Origin of the sequence: Immundisolibacter sp. (assembly GCF_028696615.1) — a bacterium.
Classification (GTDB): domain Bacteria; phylum Pseudomonadota; class Gammaproteobacteria; order Immundisolibacterales; family Immundisolibacteraceae; genus Immundisolibacter.
This window is the reverse complement of sequence record NZ_JAQVGQ010000042.1, coordinates 1-15175: the sequence shown is the minus strand read 5'-3', so window position 1 is coordinate 15175 and position 15175 is coordinate 1. Positions and strand designations below refer to the sequence as shown.

9 protein-coding genes and 1 pseudogene are annotated in these 15175 nt (G+C 66.2%); all 10 read left to right on the top strand.

The window, feature by feature from the left end:
* A pseudogene (gene rplK / locus PHC73_RS04610) lies at window positions 1-201 on the top strand (50S ribosomal protein L11); the annotation flags it as partial.
* A gap of 1 nt (window position 202) precedes the next feature.
* Window positions 203-895 carry a 50S ribosomal protein L1 gene (gene rplA / locus PHC73_RS04605; RefSeq protein WP_300125017.1) on the top strand — a complete coding sequence of 231 codons (693 nt, stop codon included), beginning with the start codon at window positions 203-205 and terminating at the stop codon, window positions 893-895.
* A gap of 35 nt (window positions 896-930) precedes the next feature.
* A complete protein-coding gene (gene rplJ, locus PHC73_RS04600; protein ID WP_300125015.1) occupies window positions 931-1458 on the top strand; it encodes a 50S ribosomal protein L10 in 528 nt (175 codons plus the stop codon).
* A 61-nt stretch (window positions 1459-1519) separates the two neighbouring features.
* A complete protein-coding gene (gene rplL, locus PHC73_RS04595) occupies window positions 1520-1903 on the top strand; it encodes a 50S ribosomal protein L7/L12 (RefSeq protein ID WP_300125013.1) in 384 nt (127 codons plus the stop codon).
* A gap of 262 nt (window positions 1904-2165) precedes the next feature.
* Window positions 2166-6242 carry a DNA-directed RNA polymerase subunit beta gene (gene rpoB / locus PHC73_RS04590; RefSeq protein ID WP_300125011.1) on the top strand — a complete coding sequence of 1359 codons (4077 nt, stop codon included), beginning with the start codon at window positions 2166-2168 and terminating at the stop codon, window positions 6240-6242.
* A gap of 43 nt (window positions 6243-6285) precedes the next feature.
* Window positions 6286-10506 carry a DNA-directed RNA polymerase subunit beta' gene (rpoC, locus tag PHC73_RS04585; protein ID WP_300125009.1) on the top strand — a complete coding sequence of 1407 codons (4221 nt, stop codon included), beginning with the start codon at window positions 6286-6288 and terminating at the stop codon, window positions 10504-10506.
* Window positions 10507-10909: 403 nt separating this feature from the next.
* A complete protein-coding gene (gene rpsL, locus PHC73_RS04580) occupies window positions 10910-11284 on the top strand; it encodes a 30S ribosomal protein S12 (protein ID WP_300125006.1) in 375 nt (124 codons plus the stop codon).
* 66 nt (window positions 11285-11350) lie between these two features.
* On the top strand, window positions 11351-11821 hold the full coding sequence (gene rpsG, locus PHC73_RS04575) for a 30S ribosomal protein S7 (RefSeq protein ID WP_300125003.1): 471 nt from the start codon (window positions 11351-11353) through the stop codon (window positions 11819-11821).
* A 39-nt stretch (window positions 11822-11860) separates the two neighbouring features.
* The gene (gene fusA, locus PHC73_RS04570) at window positions 11861-13945 is read left to right on the top strand and encodes an elongation factor G (RefSeq protein WP_300125001.1); all 2085 of its coding nucleotides are present in this window, start codon (window positions 11861-11863) and stop codon (window positions 13943-13945) included.
* Window positions 13946-13984: 39 nt separating this feature from the next.
* Entirely contained in the window at window positions 13985-15175 is a 1191-nt protein-coding gene (gene tuf, locus PHC73_RS04565) for an elongation factor Tu (protein WP_300124998.1), read from the top strand.

Below are 15175 nucleotides of genomic sequence, written 5' to 3'. Positions count from 1 at the left end.
GTGTTGCTGCGTAAGGCCGCCGGTATTCAGAAAGGCAGCCCCAGGCCGAACACCCAAAAAGTGGGCACCGTCACGCGGGCCCAGCTCGAGGACATCGTGCGCGCCAAGGAGCCCGATTTGACCGCCGCCTCGCTCGACGCGGCGGTGCGGACCATCGCGGGTAGCGCGCGCAGCATGGGTCTTGTCGTGGAGGGGCTGTGAGATGCGTGTGAGCAAACGCCGTCAGGCGATCCTCGAGAGGCTCGATGGCCGGCGCATGTTGCCGCTCAACGATGCCTTGGCGCTGCTCAAGGACCTGCCGCACGCTCGGTTCGACGAGTCGGTGGATGTGGCGCTCAATCTCGGCGTCGACCCGCGCAAGTCGGATCAGGTTGTGCGCGGCGCCACCGTGTTGCCGCACGGCACCGGCAAGAAGGCCCGCGTGGCCGTTTTCGCGCAGGGACAGGCAGCCGAGGCGGCGCTGGCCGCCGGTGCTGACGCCGTCGGCATGGAGGATCTGGCCGAGCGCATGCGCGCGGGCGACATCGACTTCAGCGTGGTGATCGCCGCGCCGGATGCCATGCGCGTGGTGGGTACGCTCGGTCAGCTGTTGGGCCCGCGCGGTCTCATGCCGAACCCCAAGGTCGGCACCGTGACGCCGGACGTGGCCACCGCCGTGAGCAATGCCAAGAAGGGTCAGGTGCGTTTTCGCACTGACAAGGCGGGCATCGTGCATTTTCCGATCGGCCGCGTGTCGTTTTCGGTCGAGGCGTTGCAGGAGAACCTGAAAGCGGTGCTGGCGGACGTGCAGAGGCTCAAGCCGGCCACCTCGAAAGGCACTTACCTGCGTAAGGTGACCGTGTCGTCCACGATGGGTCCAGGCCTGTCCGTCGATCTGGCCAGCATCGGCCAGTGAGCCGGCTTCACGCAGTCAAACAAAGGAATCTGGCCGTGGCGAGCATTCTGGAAAGAAAACAGGCGATCGTAAGTGAAGTGGCCGACGTGGCGGCAGGAGCGCCAGTGCTGGTCGGTCTGGACCTGACCGGCCTGACCGTCGCCCAGGTCACCGGCTTGCGGCGCGAGGCCCGTAGGGCCGACGTCTATCTGAAGGTGGTCAAGAACACCCTGCTGCGGCGGGCGGTCGAGGGCACGGCCTTCGAGTGCGTCCGTGAAGCCGCTCGGGGCCCGCTGATGATCGCCTTCTCGCGAGGCGAACCGGGCGCGGCGGCGCGTCTGGTGCGCGACTTCCGCAAGGCCAACCCCAAGGCCGAGGTGCGGCTGGTGGCGGTGGCGGGGCGTCTGTTGCGTCCCGAGGATCTGGACGCGGTAGCCAAGTTGCCGACCCGCGAGGAAGCCATCGCGCAGCTGATGGGCGTCATGCAGGCGCCGATCGCCAAGCTGGTGCGCACGCTGGCGGCCCCGCACAGCAAGTTGGTGCGCACGCTGGCGGCGGTGCGCGATCAGAAACAGGGTGGCTGACGCGTCCGCACTGTAGCGGCGTGCTTTCGTTTTTTCATTTTTGTACCCAGGAGTCAGGACCATGGCGGTTAGCAAGGAAGAAATTCTCGACGCGATTTCCAACATGACGGTGATGGAAATCGTCGACCTCATCGGCATGATGGAAGAGAAGTTCGGTGTCAGCGCGGCGGCATTCGCGGCGGCTCCGGTGGCGGTCGCGGGCGGCGCAGAAGCCGGGCCGGCCGCCGAGGAGCGCACCGAGTTCGACGTCGTCATGACCAGCTTCGGCGACAACAAGGTCAATGTCATCAAGGTGGTGCGCGCCATCACCGGCTTGGGCCTGAAGGAAGCCAAGGACCTGGTGGAGGCCGTGCCGGCCACCATCAAGACCGGTGTCCCGAAGGCCGAGGCCGAAGAGATCGTCAAGCAGCTGGTCGAGGCGGGCGCGGCGGCCGAGGTCAAGTAATTCTCGCCCAGCCGCGTTCGTCCCGCTTGCGGGCGGACGCATCAAGCGATCCGGCCTGGCTGCCTTGGGCGGCCCGGGCGTGTCGCATCCAAGGGAAGACCCCAGGCGCGCGGTGCCGGTGCAGACAGCCGGCCAAACCGCGCCGGGGTCTTTCTTTGTCTGAATTTTTGGCCGCTTCGTGGGGCGGTGGCGCGCGTTGTTTCGCGGCGCCCGCTCGACCCGCGAGCGACATCTGAACGGTTTCGTCTGGGGGCTGCGATCCATGGCTTACTCATTCGCCGAAAAAAAGCGTATCCGCAAGAATTTCGGCCGCCGGCCGGAGGTGCTGGAAGTGCCGAATCTGCTGCAGATGCAGCTCGATTCGTACCGGCGCTTCCTGCAAACGGACGTGCCGGCCGAGCGGCGCGAGGATGTCGGCCTGCAGGCGGCGTTCCGGTCGGTGTTCCCGATCCAGAGCAGCACCGGTGCGGCTGCGCTCGAGTTCGTCGAGTACCGCCTCGGGCGCCCACCGTTCGATGTCAAGGACTGCCAGGTGCGCGGCATGACCTACGCCGCGCCGCTGCGCGCCCGCGTGCGGCTGGTGATTTACGACAAAGCCGGCAAGAACCGCGTGGTCAAGGACGTGCGCGAGCAGGAGGTCTACATGGGGGAGATTCCCCTGATGACCGACACCGGCACGTTCGTCATCAACGGCACCGAGCGGGTCATCGTCTCGCAGCTGCACCGCTCGCCGGGCGTGTTCTTCACCCATGACAAGGGCAAGACGCACTCGTCCGGCAAGGTGCTGTTCTCGGCGCGCATCATTCCGTATCGGGGCTCGTGGCTGGATTTCGAGTTCGATCCGAAAGACCTGGTGTACGTGCGCATCGACCGGCGCCGCAAGATTCCCGCCACGGTGCTGCTGCGCGCGCTCGGTTACGGCGTCGAAGACATCCTTGGCATGTTTTTCGAGACCGACACGCTGCGCCTGAGCGGCGATCAGATCACGCTCGAGCTGGTGCCGGAGCGCCTGCGCAACCAGCAGCTGACGTTCGATCTGATCGACGCCAACGGCAAGCTCGTCGCGCCGGCCGGCAAGCGCATTTCCGCGCGCCAGGCCAAGCAGCTGGAGGCCAGCGGCACCCGTGAGCTGGTGGTGCCGGCCGACTACGTGATCGGCAAGATTCTGGCCAAGGCGGTGGTCGATGCCGGCAGTGGCGAGATCCTCGCCGAGGCCAACACCGTCATCGACGCGGCGCTGCTGGAGAAGCTGCGCGCCGCCGGGGTGCGCGAGCTGTCGGTGCTGTACGTTAACGACGTCGATCGCGGGCCGTACATCTCCGACACCCTGCGCGTGGATCACACCACCAGCCGTCAGGACGCGCTGGTGGAGATTTACCACATCATGCGTCCGGGCGAGCCGCCGACGCGCGACGCCGCCGAGACGCTGTTCAACAACCTGTTTTTCAGCAGCGAGCTGTACGACCTGTCGGCGGTCGGGCGCATGAAGTTCAACCGCGGCGTCGGGCGTACCGAGACCACCGGTCCCGGCGTGCTCACGCCCGAGGACATCGTGGCGGTACTCAAGCGGCTGGTCGACATCAAAAACGGCCTGGGTACGGTCGACGACGGCGACCACCTCGGCAACCGGCGCGTGCGCTGCGTGGGCGAGATGATCGAGAACCAGTTCCGCATCGGGCTGGTGCGTGTGGATCGCGCCGTGCGCGAGCGGCTGTCGTTCGCCGAGTCCGAAGGGCTGATGCCGCAGGACTTGATCAACGCCAAGCCCGTGTCGGCGGTCATCAAGGAGTTCTTCGGCTCCTCGCAGCTGTCGCAGTTCATGGACCAGGTGAACCCGCTGTCGGAGGTCACGCACAAGCGGCGTATCTCGGCGCTGGGTCCGGGCGGCCTCACGCGCGAGCGGGCCGGTTTCGAGGTGCGCGACGTGCACGCCACGCACTACGGGCGCGTGTGTCCCATCGAGACGCCGGAAGGCCCGAACATCGGCCTCATCAACTCGCTTGCCGTGTTCGCGCGTGCCAACGAGTACGGCTTTCTCGAAACCCCGTACCGGGTGGTGCGCGACGGGCAGGTCACCGACGAGGTGGTCTACATGTCGGCGCTCGACGAGCCCGAGTACGTGATCGCCCAGGCGAGCACCCGCGTGGATGCCCAGGGCCGACTGGTCGACGATCTGATCTCCTGCCGGCACCAGAACGAATTCACCATGACCACCCCGGAGCGGGTGCAGTACATGGACGTGTCGCCGCGGCAGATCGTGTCGGTGGCAGCCTCGCTGATTCCGTTCCTGGAACATGACGACGCCAACCGGGCGCTGATGGGTTCGAACATGCAGCGCCAGGCGGTGCCGACGCTGCGCGCCGACAAGCCGCTGGTCGGCACCGGCATGGAGCGCACCGTGGCCAGCGACTCCGGCACCGCCGTGGTGGCGCTGCGCGGCGGCGTGGTCGAGTCGGTGGACGCCGGGCGTGTGGTGGTGCGCGTCAACGACGAGGAAGCCGGCGCCGGCACCTCGGGCGTGGACATCTACAACCTCACCAAGTACACGCGCTCGAACCAGAACACCTGTATCAACCAGCGTCCGCGCGTGAAGGCCGGCGACCGCATCGAGCGCGGCGACGTGCTGGCCGACGGCTCGTCCACCGACATCGGCGAGCTGGCGCTGGGGCAGAACGTGCTGGTCGCGTTCATGCCCTGGAGCGGCTACAACTTCGAGGACTCGATCATCATCTCCGAGCGGGTGGTGCAGGAAGACCGCTTCACCACCATCCACATCCAGGAACTGACCTGCGTGTCGCGCGACACCAAGCTGGGGCCGGAGGAGATCACCGCCGACATCCCGAACGTGGGCGAGGCGGCGCTGGCCAACCTCGACGAGTCCGGCATCATCGCCATCGGCGCCCAGGTGCGCCCGGGTGACATCCTGGTCGGCAAGGTCACGCCCAAGGGCGAGACGCAGATGACGCCCGAAGAAAAACTGCTGCGGGCGATCTTCGGCGAGAAAGCGTCGGACGTGAAGGACACCTCGCTGCGCGTGCCGGCCGGCGTGGTGGGCACCGTCATCGACGTGCACGTGTTCACGCGCGAAGGCGTTGCCAAGGACGAGCGCACCCGCGCCATCGAGGCCGAAGCGCTGGCGCGCGTCAAGAAGGATTTCGACGACCAGTACCGCATCACGGCCGACGACGCCTACGCGCGCATCGAGCGCCTGCTGGTGGGCAAGCAAGCGCAGGTCGGCCCAAACAAACTCAAGGCCGGCACGGTCATCACGGCCGAGTATCTGGCCGGCCTGCCGCGCGAGAAGTGGGCCGACATCGGACTGAAGGACGCCGACACGGCGGCGCAGGTCACGCGCATCCTCGAGCAGCTGGCGCGCAAGCGCAAGGAATTCGACGAGCTGCAAGAAGAAAAGCGCAAGACGCTGACCACCTGCGAGGAGCTGCCGCCGGGCGTGCTCAAGATGGTGAAGGTGTTCGTGGCGCAGAAGCGCCGCGTGCAGCCCGGCGACAAGATGGCCGGCCGCCACGGCAACAAGGGCGTGATCTCGGTGATCGTGCCGGCCGAAGACATGCCGTACATGGCCGACGGCACGCCGGTCGACGTGATTTTGAATCCCCTCGGCGTGCCGTCGCGCATGAACGTGGGCCAGGTGCTGGAAACGCACCTCGGCTGGGCGGCCAAGGCGCTCGGGCTGAAGATCGGCAAGGTGCTGGACGCCGGCGGCGAGCCGAAGGAACTGCGCGAGTTGCTGCACACCATCTACAACGAATCGGAGGGTGCCGGCGTCGATCTGGCCGCGTTCGACGACGGCGAGGTAGTGGAACTCGCGCAGAACCTGCGTGGCGGCGTGCCGATGGCGACGCCGGTGTTCGACGGCGCCCGCGAGGCCGACATCAAGGCCATGCTGCGCCTGGCCGGCCTGCCGGAAAGCGGCCAGACCACGCTGTATGACGGGCGCACCGGCGATGCCTTCGACCGCCAGGTGACGGTCGGCTACATGTACATGCTGAAGCTGAACCACCTGGTCGACGACAAGATGCACGCCCGTTCGACCGGTCCATACAGCCTGGTCACGCAACAGCCGCTCGGCGGCAAGGCGCAGTTCGGCGGTCAGCGCTTCGGCGAGATGGAAGTGTGGGCGCTGGAAGCCTACGGCGCCGCCTATACGCTGCAGGAGATGCTGACCGTCAAGTCCGACGACGTGAACGGCCGTACCAAGATGTACAAGAACATCGTGGACGGCGATTACCGCATCGAGGCCGGTATGCCGGAATCGTTCAACGTGCTGGTGCGGGAAATCCGGTCGCTCGGCATCGACATCGAACTCGAGCGCGAATGAAGCCGTACCGCGGCTGTCGGTCACCTGAAGCGGGGATACGATCGTGAAAGAATTTCTGAACCTGATGAAGCAGACCACGGGCATCGATGATTTCGAGGCCTTCCGGATCGGCTTGGCGTCGCCGGAGAAGATCCGCTCCTGGTCCTGGGGCGAGGTCAAGAAGCCGGAAACCATCAATTACCGCACCTTCAAGCCCGAGCGCGACGGTCTGTTCTGCGCCAAGATTTTTGGCCCCATCAAGGACTACGAGTGCCTGTGCGGTAAGTACAAGCGCCTGAAGCACCGCGGCGTGATCTGCGAGAAGTGCGGCGTCGAGGTGACGCTGTCGAAGGTGCGCCGCGAGCGCATGGGTCACATCGAGCTGGCCAGCCCGGTGGCGCACATCTGGTTCCTGAAGTCGCTGCCGTCGCGCATGGGCATGGCGCTCGACATGGGTCTGTCGGACATCGAGCGCGTGCTGTACTTCGAGGCCTACGTGGTGGTCGAGCCCGGCATGACGCCGCTCGAGCGTGGCAAGCTCATGACCGACCAGGAGTACTACGAGGCGCGCGAGCAGTACGGCGACGAGTTCGACGCCCGCATGGGCGCGGAGGCGATCCTGGAACTGCTGAAAGCGCTCGACCTGCCGGCCGAGACGCTGCGCTTGCGCGAGGAGATCGCCAGCACCGGCTCCGAGACCAAGCACAAGAAGCTGGTCAAGCGCCTGAAGCTGCTGGAGTCGTTCGAGGAGTCCGGCAACCGTCCCGAGTGGATGGTGCTGACGGTGTTGCCGGTGCTGCCGCCCGAGCTGCGCCCGCTGGTGCCGCTCGACGGCGGCCGCTTCGCGACCTCGGACCTGAACGACCTCTACCGGCGTGTCATCAACCGCAACAACCGCTTGAAGCGCCTGCTCGACCTGAACGCCCCCGAGATCATCGTGCGCAACGAAAAGCGCATGCTGCAGGAGGCGGTCGACGCACTGCTCGACAACGGCCGCCGTGGCCGGGCCATCACCGGCACCAACAAGCGACCGCTGAAGTCGCTGGCCGACATGATCAAGGGCAAGCAGGGCCGCTTCCGGCAGAACCTGCTCGGCAAGCGCGTCGACTATTCGGGCCGCTCAGTCATCGTGGTCGGCCCGCAGCTGAAGCTGCACCAGTGCGGTCTGCCGAAGAAAATGGCGCTCGAGCTGTTCAAGCCGTTCGTGTTCGGCAAGCTCGAGCGGCGGGGGCTGGCCACCACCATCAAGGCGGCCAAGAAGCTGGTCGAGAAGGGCGGCCCGGAAGTCTGGGACGTGCTCGAGGACGTCATCCGCGAGCACCCGGTGCTGCTGAACCGCGCCCCGACGCTGCATCGTCTGGGCATCCAGGCGTTCGAGCCGGTGCTGGTGGAAGGCAAGGCCATCCAGCTGCATCCGCTGGTGTGCACCGCGTTCAACGCCGACTTCGACGGCGACCAGATGGCCGTGCACGTGCCGCTGTCGCTCGAAGCCCAGCTCGAAGCGCGCGCGCTGATGATGTCCACCAACAACATTCTGTCGCCGGCCAACGGTGACCCGGTCATCGTGCCGACGCAGGACGTGGTGCTGGGCCTCTACTACATGTCGCGCGAGCGCATCAATGCCCGCGGCGAGGGCCGGGTGTTTGCCGATGCCGCCGAGGCCAAACGCGCCCACGATGCCGGCACCGCCGACCTGCACGCGCGCGTCAAGGTGCGCATCAGCGATAGCCACCTCGGCGCCGACGGGCAGCTCGAATCCCGCACCCGCCTGCTCGACACCACGGTCGGGCGTGCCATCCTGTCGCAGCTGCTGCCGCCCGGCCTGCCGTTCGAGCTGATCAACCGGCCGCTGGACAAGAAGGTCATTTCGCGCCTGATCAACGAGTGCTACCGCAAGATCGGCCTGAAGGCCACGGTGGTGTTCGCCGATCAGCTCATGTACACCGGCTACCACTACGCCACGCGCTCGGGCGCCTCCATTTGCGTGGACGACATGGTGGTGCCGGACGAGAAGGCCGACATCATCGCTCGCGCCGAAGCCGAGGTGAAGGAAATCGCCGAACAGTACGTGTCCGGCCTGGTCACCGACGGCGAGCGCTACAACAAGGTGGTCGACATCTGGTCGCACGCCAACGAGCAGGTGGCGGCCGCCATGATGGCCAAGCTGGGTCAGGAGCAGGTCGTCGACCGCAACGGCAACGTGGTCACGCAGCCGTCGTTCAATTCCATCTACATCATGGCCGACTCGGGCGCCCGCGGTAGCGCGGCGCAGATTCGCCAGCTGGCCGGCATGCGCGGCCTGATGGCCAAGCCGGACGGTTCGATCATCGAGACGCCGATCACGGCCAACTTCCGTGAAGGGCTGAACGTCATCCAGTACTTCATCTCGACGCACGGCGCGCGCAAGGGCCTGGCCGACACGGCGCTGAAGACTGCCAACTCGGGCTACCTCACCCGCCGCCTGGTGGACGTGGCGCAGGACCTGGTCATCACCGAGGACGACTGCGGCACCGAAGACGGCGTGCACCTCGGCGCGGTGCTGGCCGGCGGCGACGTGATCGAGCCGCTGCGCGACCGCATCCTCGGTCGCACGGCGGCGCAGGATATTCTGTTGCCGGGCTCGGACGACGTGCTGGTCGAGGCCGGCACACTGCTCACCGAAGACGTGGTGGCGCAGATCGAGCAGGCCGGTGTCGACGCCGTCAAGGTGCGTTCGGTAATAACCTGCGAGACGCGCTTTGGCGTATGCGCCAAGTGCTATGGGCGCGATCTGGCGCGCGGCCATCTGGTCAACGTCGGCGAGGCGGTCGGCGTCATCGCCGCGCAGTCGATCGGCGAGCCCGGCACGCAGCTCACCATGCGGACCTTCCACATCGGCGGCGCCGTGTCGCGCCAGGTGGAGGCCAACAGCATCGAGGTGCGCACGCGCGGCACCATCCGCCTGGACAACGTCAAGGTGGTTACCCAGGCCAACGGCAACCGCGTGTCGGTGTCGCGTTCTGGCGAGCTGGTGGTGATCGACGAGCACGGCCGTGAGCGCGAGCGGCACAAGCTGCCGTACGGTGCGGTCATCACCGCCGGCGAGGACCAAACCGTAGACGCCGGCCAGGTGGTGGCCACCTGGGATCCGCACACGCATCCGATCATCGCCGAGGTGGCGGGCTTCGTCCAGCTCATCGACGTCGAGGAAGGCGTCACCACCGTCAGCGAGGTCGACGAGGCGACCGGTCTGTCCAACATCGTGGTGACCGACGCCAAGCAGCGTGGCGCCGCCGGGCGTGATCTGCGGCCGATGGTCAAGCTGGTGGATGCGAGCGGCAAGGACCAGATGCTGCCCGGCACCGACATCCCGGCCCGCTACTTCCTGCCGGCCGGCGCCATCATCACGGTGGTCAATGGCGCCGAGGTCGGCGTCGGCGAGGTGCTGGCGCGTATCCCGCAGGAAACTTCCAAGACGCGCGACATCACGGGCGGCCTGCCGCGCGTGGCCGACCTGTTCGAGGCGCGCCGGCCGAAAGACCCGGCCGTCATGGCCGAGCAGACCGGCATCGTGTCCTTCGGCAAGGAGACCAAGGGCAAACAGCGCCTGATCATCACCGACGACCAGGGCCAGCAGCACGAGTACCTGATCCCCAAATACCACCACATCACGGTATTCGAGGGCGAGCACGTGAGCCGGGGCGAGCAGATCGCCGACGGTGCGCCGGTGCCGCACGACATCCTGCGCCTGCTCGGCGTCGAGGAGCTGACGCGCTACATCGTCAACGAGGTGCAGGAGGTCTATCGCCTGCAAGGCGTGAAGATCAACGACAAGCACATCGAAGTCATCGTGCGCCAGATGCTGCGACGGGTCGAAATCACCGACGCCGGCGACTCGAAATTCCTCAAGGGCGAACAGGTGGAGCGCGGCACCGTGGCGCAGGTCAACGCCGACTTGCTGGCCAAGGGCAAACAGCCGGCGCGCTTCGACCCGGTGCTGCTCGGCATCACCAAAGCATCGCTGGCCACCGAGTCGTTCATTTCGGCGGCCTCGTTCCAGGAGACCACGCGCGTGCTCACTGAAGCGGCCGTCAGCGGCAAGCGCGACGAACTGCGTGGCCTCAAGGAGAACGTGATCGTCGGGCGCCTCATTCCGGCCGGAACCGGCTTTGCTTATCACCAGCAGCGTCGGCGGCGCGGTCAGAGCGAGCTCGAGCAGTTCGCCGAGTTGTGGAACCAGCCCGAAGCAGCCGACACGCCGCAAGGCACGGCGGAGGACCAGGAGCAGCAGGCGGCGGCGCGGTGAGGGACGGGAAACGCTGACTTATTCAGTAGTTCCCGTCGACGGGAGCAGGACGCCTCAGGGTTTGTGAAGAAATGCGCGTCCTGCGCATGTCTCGCGAGCCCGTCCGGTACACGCCCGGACGGGCTCGCGCGAATCGAGCCCTTGAGGGCTCGATTCGCGTCCGGCCATCCCTGGCCGGCCTGAGCGCTTGAAAAATTCACAAGCCCTCGGGTGATGGTGCCGGCCGGCTGCGGCTGGCCGCCCCTGCGCGCGCGGGCCTGACGCCTTCGAGCGGCGCGCAGCGCGGGACGTCCGCGCGCCTGGGTTGACAGGCACGATGGGCATCCCTAGAATCCCGCTCCCCTGACAGGTCGGGGCTCCATGCCCCGCCTGTCTATTTATTTTTGAGACCGGGAATTTCTCCATGGCGACGATTAATCAGCTGGTCCGCAAGCCGCGGGTGCAGCCGCGCAAAAAGTCGGCGGTCCCAGCCCTGGAAGCCTGCCCGCAGAAGCGGGGTGTTTGCACACGCGTGTACACCACCACGCCCAAGAAGCCGAATTCGGCGCTGCGTAAAGTGGCGCGCGTGCGCCTGACCAACGGCTTCGAGGTCACCACCTACATCGGCGGTGAAGGCCACAACCTGCAGGAGCATTCCGTGGTGCTGATTCGCGGCGGTCGCGTCAAGGACCTGCCGGGCGTGCGCTATCACACCGTGCGCGGCACGCTGGATGCCACCGGCGTCAAGGATCGCCGTCAGGGTCGTTCCAAGTACGGTGCCAAGCGGCCGAAGAGCTGATCGATTCGCGAATGCCCGGCGGCCAGATGCCGGGTGATTTTTCCAGACTTGCCCGAGATTCGCCCCATGTCGAGACGACGAGTTCCAGCCAAGCGCGACATCCTCCCGGACCCCAAGTTCGGTGACAAGGTACTGGCCAAGCTGATCAACGTGATCATGCACGACGGCAAAAAATCCGTCGCCGAGTCGATCGTCTACGGCGCGCTCGACCGTCTGAGTGAGAAAGCCGGCGGCGATCCGCTGGAGAAAGTCCGCCAGGCGCTGGCCAACGTGGGGCCGCTGGTCGAAGTGAAGTCGCGGCGCGTCGGCGGCGCCAACTACCAGGTGCCGACCGAGGTGCGTCCGTCGCGCCAGCAGGCGCTCGCCATGCGCTGGCTGATCGACGCCGCCCGCAAGCGCGGCGAGAAGTCCATGGCGCTGCGCCTGGCCGGTGAGATTGGCGATGCGGCCGAGAATCGGGGCGCTGCCGTCAAGAAGCGCGAAGACACTCACCGTATGGCCGAGGCCAACAAGGCCTTCTCGCATTACCGCTGGTAAAGCGGCGGATTCCGAACCGATTCGACAGAGTACCCAGTCGTGCGCACCACCCCGATCGAGCGTTACCGCAATATCGGCATCATGGCCCACATCGATGCCGGCAAGACGACCACCACGGAACGCATCCTGTTCTACACCGGCGTGTCGCACAAGATGGGCGAGGTGCACGACGGCGCCGCCACCATGGACTGGATGGAGCAGGAGCAGGAGCGTGGTATCACCATCACGTCCGCTGCGACCACCTGCTTCTGGCAGGGTATGGACAAGCAGTACCCGCAGCACCGCATCAACATCATCGACACGCCCGGTCACGTCGACTTCACCATCGAAGTCGAGCGGTCGCTGCGCGTGCTCGATGGTGCGGTGGCGGTGTTCTGCTCGGTCGGCGGCGTCGAGCCGCAATCGGAGACCGTGTGGCGTCAGGCCAACAAGTATGGCGTGCCGCGTCTTGCGTTCGTGAACAAGATGGACCGCGCCGGCGCCAACTTTTTGCGCGTGGTGGACCAGGTCAAGAATCGTCTGGGCGCCAACCCGGTGCCGATCCAGCTACCGATCGGCGCCGAGGAAAACTTCGAGGGCGTGGTCGATCTCATCGGCATGCGCGCCATTTATTGGGACGACGCCACGCAGGGCATGAGCTACGAGGCGCGCGCCATTCCGGACGCCATGAAGGCCGCCTGCGAGTCGTACCGCGAAAAGATGGTCGAGGCGGCCGCGGAGGCCGACGAGGAGCTGATGGATCGCTACCTCGAGGGCGGCGAACTGTCGGCCGACGACATCCGCCGCGGTTTGCGAGCGCGCGTGCTGCGCGGCGAGATCGTCCCCATGCTGTGTGGCTCCGCCTTCAAGAACAAGGGCGTGCAGGCCATGCTGGATGCGGTGATCGAGCTGCTGCCGTCGCCGGTCGACAAGCCGCCGGTGCGCGGCGTCGATGAGCGCGGCGAGGAAGCCACGCGCCCGGCCGATGATGATGCGCCGTTTGCCGCGCTGGCGTTCAAGATCGCCACCGATCCGTTCGTGGGCACGCTGACGTTCTTCCGCGTCTACTCGGGCGTGCTGACCTCGGGTGACAGCGTCTACAACCCGGTCAAAGGCAAGCGCGAGCGTGTCGGCCGCATCCTGCAGATGCATGCCAACAGCCGAGAGGAAATCAAAGAAGTGCGCGCCGGCGACATCGCCGCCGCGGTGGGTCTGAAAGACGTCACCACCGGCGACACGCTGTGCAGCGAAAAGGCCGTCATCACGCTCGAGCGCATGGAATTCCCGGAGCCGGTGATCTCGGTGGCGGTGGAGCCCAAAACCAAGAGCGACCAGGAAAAGATGGGCATCGCGCTGCAGAAGCTGGCGCAGGAAGACCCGTCGTTCCGGGTGCGCACCGACGAGGAGTCCGGCCAGACGATCATTTCTGGCATGGGCGAGCTGCACCTCGAGATCATCGTCGACCGCATGCGGCGCGAGTTCAAGGTAGAGGCCAACGTCGGCGCGCCGCAGGTAGCGTATCGCGAAACCATCCGCAAGTCGGTGGAACAGGAAGGACGCTTCGTGCGCCAGACCGGCGGCCGCGGCCAGTTCGGCCACGTGTGGTTGCGCATCGAGCCGCAGGAGCCGGGTGCCGGCTACGCGTTCGTGAATGGCATCGTCGGTGGCGTGGTGCCGCGTGAGTACATCCCGGCTGTGGACAAAGGTGTACAGGAAGCGCTCGGTAACGGCATCCTGGCGGGCTACCCGGTGGTGGACGTCAAGGTCACGCTGTTCGACGGTTCGTATCACGACGTCGATTCGAACGAAATGGCGTTCAAGATCGCCGGCTCCATGGCCTTCAAGGAAGGCGCCCGCAAGGCGAATCCGGTGCTGCTCGAGCCGATCATGAAGGTCGAGGTCGTGACCCCGGAGGAATACATGGGTGATGTGGTCGGCGATTTGAACCGCCGGCGCGGCGTCATCCAGGGTATGGACGACTCGCCGGCCGGCAAGCTGGTGCGCGCCGAAGTGCCGCTGGCGGAGATGTTCGGCTATGCCACCGACCTGCGTTCGGCAACGCAGGGCCGGGCCACGTACTCGATGGAATTCAGCAAGTATCTGGAGGCGCCCGCCAGCGTCGCCCAGAAGGTCATCAACCAGTAACGTCCGCCGGACGGGTCAGATAAGCGAAGGGTGTGAGTCATGTCCAAGGCCAAATTTGAGCGAACCAAGCCGCATGTGAACGTCGGGACGATCGGTCACGTGGATCACGGCAAGACCACGCTGACGGCGGCGCTGACGAAAGTAGGCGCGGAACGGTTCGGTGGCGAGTTCAAGGCCTACGACCAGATCGACAACGCGCCGGAAGAGCGGGCGCGCGGCATCACCATTGCGACCGCGCACGTCGAGTACGAGTCGCCGAACCGTCACTACGCGCACGTCGACTGCCCCGGCCACGCCGACTACGTGAAGAACATGATCACCGGTGCGGCGCAGATGGACGGCGCCATCCTGGTGGTATCGGCGGCGGACGGCCCGATGCCGCAGACGCGCGAACACATCCTGCTGGCCCGTCAGGTGGGCGTGCCGTACATCGTCGTGTTCCTGAACAAGGCCGACATGGTGGACGACCCCGAGCTGCTCGAGCTGGTCGAGATGGAAGTGCGCGAGCTGCTGAGCCAGTACGGTTTTCCGGGCGACGACACGCCGGTCATCGTCGGCAGCGCGCTGAAGGCGCTCGAGGGCGACCAGAGCGAGATCGGCGTGCCGGCCATCCTGAAGCTGGTGGACGCGCTCGACACCTACATTCCGGAGCCGCAGCGGGCCATCGACGGCCCATTCCTGATGCCGGTGGAAGACGTATTCTCCATTTCCGGTCGCGGCACCGTCGTGACCGGTCGGGTCGAGCGCGGCGTCATCAAAGTGGGTGACGAAATCGAGATCGTCGGCATGCGCCCGACCATCAAGACCACCTGCACCGGCGTGGAGATGTTCCGCAAGCTGCTGGACCAGGGGCAGGCGGGCGACAACATCGGCGTGCTGCTGCGCGGCACCAAGCGCGACGAAGTCGAGCGCGGTCAGGTGTTGTGCAAGCCGGGTTCCATCACCCCGCACACCAAGTTCGAAGCGGAGGTGTACGTGCTGTCCAAGGAAGAAGGCGGCCGTCACACGCCGTTCTTCAACGGCTACCGTCCGCAGTTCTACTTCCGGACCACCGACGTGACCGGCAGCTGCGAGCTGCCGGCGGGCACCGAGATGGTGATGCCGGGCGACAACGTGAACCTCAAAGTGTCGCTGATCACGCCGATCGCCATGGACGAGGGGCTGCGGTTTGCGATCCGCGAAGGCGGCCGCACCGTCGGCGCCGGCGTGGTTACCAAGGTGATCGAGTAA

What these genes read in the sequence shown, in the direction of transcription:
- rplA (WP_300125017.1), top strand. Translation starts at nt 203, where the DNA reads ATGCGTGTGAGCAAACGCCGTCAGGCGATCCTCGAGAGGCTCGATGGC.
- rplL (WP_300125013.1), top strand. Translation starts at nt 1,520, where the DNA reads ATGGCGGTTAGCAAGGAAGAAATTCTCGACGCGATTTCCAACATGACG.
- rpsG (WP_300125003.1), top strand. Translation starts at nt 11,351, where the DNA reads ATGTCGAGACGACGAGTTCCAGCCAAGCGCGACATCCTCCCGGACCCC.
- rpsL (WP_300125006.1), top strand. Translation starts at nt 10,910, where the DNA reads ATGGCGACGATTAATCAGCTGGTCCGCAAGCCGCGGGTGCAGCCGCGC.
- tuf (WP_300124998.1), top strand. Translation starts at nt 13,985, where the DNA reads ATGTCCAAGGCCAAATTTGAGCGAACCAAGCCGCATGTGAACGTCGGG.
- rpoB (WP_300125011.1), top strand. Translation starts at nt 2,166, where the DNA reads ATGGCTTACTCATTCGCCGAAAAAAAGCGTATCCGCAAGAATTTCGGC.